Raw genomic sequence first — 2,316 nt, forward strand, 5'->3', positions numbered from 1 at the left:
GCGCACCTACGCCTATCTCTACCTTCTCTTTCTCTATGCGCCGATCATTCTGCTGCCGGTTTTCGCCTTTAACGACGGCACGATCATCGCCTTTCCGCTCAAGGGCTTCACCGTTGAATGGTTCCGGCAGATGGCGGCCAACACGACGCTGCGCACGGCGGTGGAAAACTCGCTTATCATCGCGCTTTCCTCTGCGATATTTGCCACGACGCTTGGCATCTTTGCCGCGCGCGCCGCGACACGCTTCAGCTTTCCGGGCAAGGCGGGGATCATCGGCTTGATCATGCTGCCCTTGGTGCTGCCCGAGATCATCGTGGCGGTATCATTGCTGGTTGTGCTGCTGGGCATCGGCGTGACGCTTTCGGTCTTTACCGTCATTCTGGGCCATGTGCTGATCTGCACGCCCTATGCGATTGCGATTCTGAACACCGCATTCAACGCGCTCGACCGCAGCCTAGAAGAGGCGGCATATGATCTGGGCGAAACCAAATGGTCCACCTTCCGGCTGATTACACTGCCGCTGGTGATGCCCGGCATCATTTCGTCGCTGCTGATGTCGTTCACGATTTCGCTCGATGAGTTCATCATCGCGTTCTTCCTCGCCGGGAACGAGCCGACGCTGCCCACCTACATCTTCTCGCAACTGCGATTCCCAAAACAGATCCCGATGATCATGGCGCTGGGCACCTGCCTTGTTGCCGCGTCGATCGTGCTTTTGACCATCGCCGAATATTTCCGCCGCCGCGGCATAGCCAAGACCGGCGGCACCGATACCGGAGGCTTCCTGTGACCACCCGCCCCACCATGATCGAGTTTCAGGATGTCCATAAATACTATGGCGACTATCACGCACTGCGCGGCATCACCGCCACCATCAAGGCAGGCGAGTTCTTTTCGCTGCTAGGCCCGTCGGGCTGCGGCAAAACCACGCTCTTGCGCACCATCGCGGGGTTTGAAGAGATTTCTTCGGGCGCTGTGATGATTGACGGCAAGCACATGGAACATGTGCCCGCCAACCAGCGCCCCACCAACATGGTGTTTCAAAGCTACGCGATCTTTCCGCATCTGACGGTGGAGCAGAACGTGGGCTTCGGCCTTCGTCGCGAGCCGGGAAGCGCCGATGAAAAGACGCGCCGCGTGGAAGAAGCGCTCGAGATGGTGAACCTCAAGGGGTATGGGAAGCGCGCGGCACATGCGCTTTCTGGCGGGCAACGGCAGCGCGTGGCGCTTGCGAGGGCGCTGATCCTCAAGCCCAAGGTGCTGCTGCTGGATGAACCGCTTTCCGCGCTCGACAAGAAAATGCGCGAGCAGATGCAGGTCGAGTTGATCAAGTTGCAGCGCCAGGTGGGCATTACCTTCGTTCTGGTCACGCATGATCAGGAAGAGGCGCTGGTGATGTCAGATCGCATCGCGGTGATGTTCGAGGGCGAAATCCTGCAACTTGCTGAACCCGAGGTGCTTTACCGCCGCCCCAATTCGCGCCGTGTGGCCGAGTTCATTGGCGTCATGAACTTTCTGCCCGCGTTTGTTCTGGGCGAGGCGGGGGATACCGTGCAGCTAGAAGTGGCGGGGCTTGGCCGGGTCGATATCGAGGCGGCGCAGGGCACGGGCCGGGCTACGGATGGCACCGTCAGCGTGGGATTCCGGCCAGAAACGCTGACGATCCTTTACGACGGCCAGAAGGCGATGGACCGCGAAACCCCCGGCACCATCGAAGAGGTCGTCTATTATGGCGACATGACCTATTACGATGTGCGCCTTGATGGGGTCGAAAATGTCGTGCGGATTTCGATGCGCAACGTCTTTGGCCGCCCCGTGCTGGAATACGGCAGCCGCACCCGCGTGGCGTGGTCTGCCGGGGCACTTGTGCTGTTTCGCTGAAACCCCTTGCATCGCCACTTGGCAAGCCACTGGCGGCGCGCTAGTTTCGCCGCCATGAAAACGACCCGGATCAGCATTTGCTGCATTAGCCACTGACTGCGTGTCGGCGGGCCGTTCCTTCGTTTTGCAAAACCGGATGAACCTGATAGACCGCCGCCGGCAGCGCCCGCGAGGTAAGATATGACGGCCATCCGCCTGACCAACACCATGACGCACCGCAAAGAGGTGTTTGCGCCGCTCGATCCGGCGAATGTGCGCATGTATCTGTGCGGACCCACGGTCTATGACCGCGCGCACTTGGGCAACGCGCGCCCGGTGGTGGTGTTCGATGTGCTTTTCCGCCTGCTGCGCCACGTCTATGGGCCGGATCACGTGACCTATGTGCGCAACTTCACCGACGTGGATGACAAGATCATCGCGAAGGCTGCTGAAACC

General features: G+C 60.1%; 2 protein-coding genes and 1 pseudogene. All 3 read left to right on the plus strand.

Translation table 11 applies throughout. From position 1 onward, the window contains the following. Window positions 1–790 (plus strand): ABC transporter permease (locus tag ABY403_RS15795; protein WP_372841771.1); only part of this gene is annotated, 790 nt, incomplete at its 5' end. A 14-nt stretch (window positions 791–804) separates the two neighbouring features. Next, on the plus strand, window positions 805–1,881 hold the full coding sequence (locus ABY403_RS15800) for an ABC transporter ATP-binding protein (protein ID WP_372841772.1): 1,077 nt from the start codon (window positions 805–807) through the stop codon (window positions 1,879–1,881). A gap of 180 nt (window positions 1,882–2,061) precedes the next feature. Continuing rightward, a pseudogene (locus tag ABY403_RS15805) lies at window positions 2,062–2,316 on the plus strand (cysteine--tRNA ligase); the annotation flags it as partial.

Source organism: Phaeovulum sp. (genome assembly GCF_041596715.1).
GTDB lineage: Bacteria > Pseudomonadota > Alphaproteobacteria > Rhodobacterales > Rhodobacteraceae > UBA6213.

Excerpts from the sequence above, each read along its gene's own strand:
- ABY403_RS15800 (WP_372841772.1), top strand. The coding sequence starts at position 805 with ATGATCGAGTTTCAGGATGTCCATAAATACTATGGCGACTATCACGCA.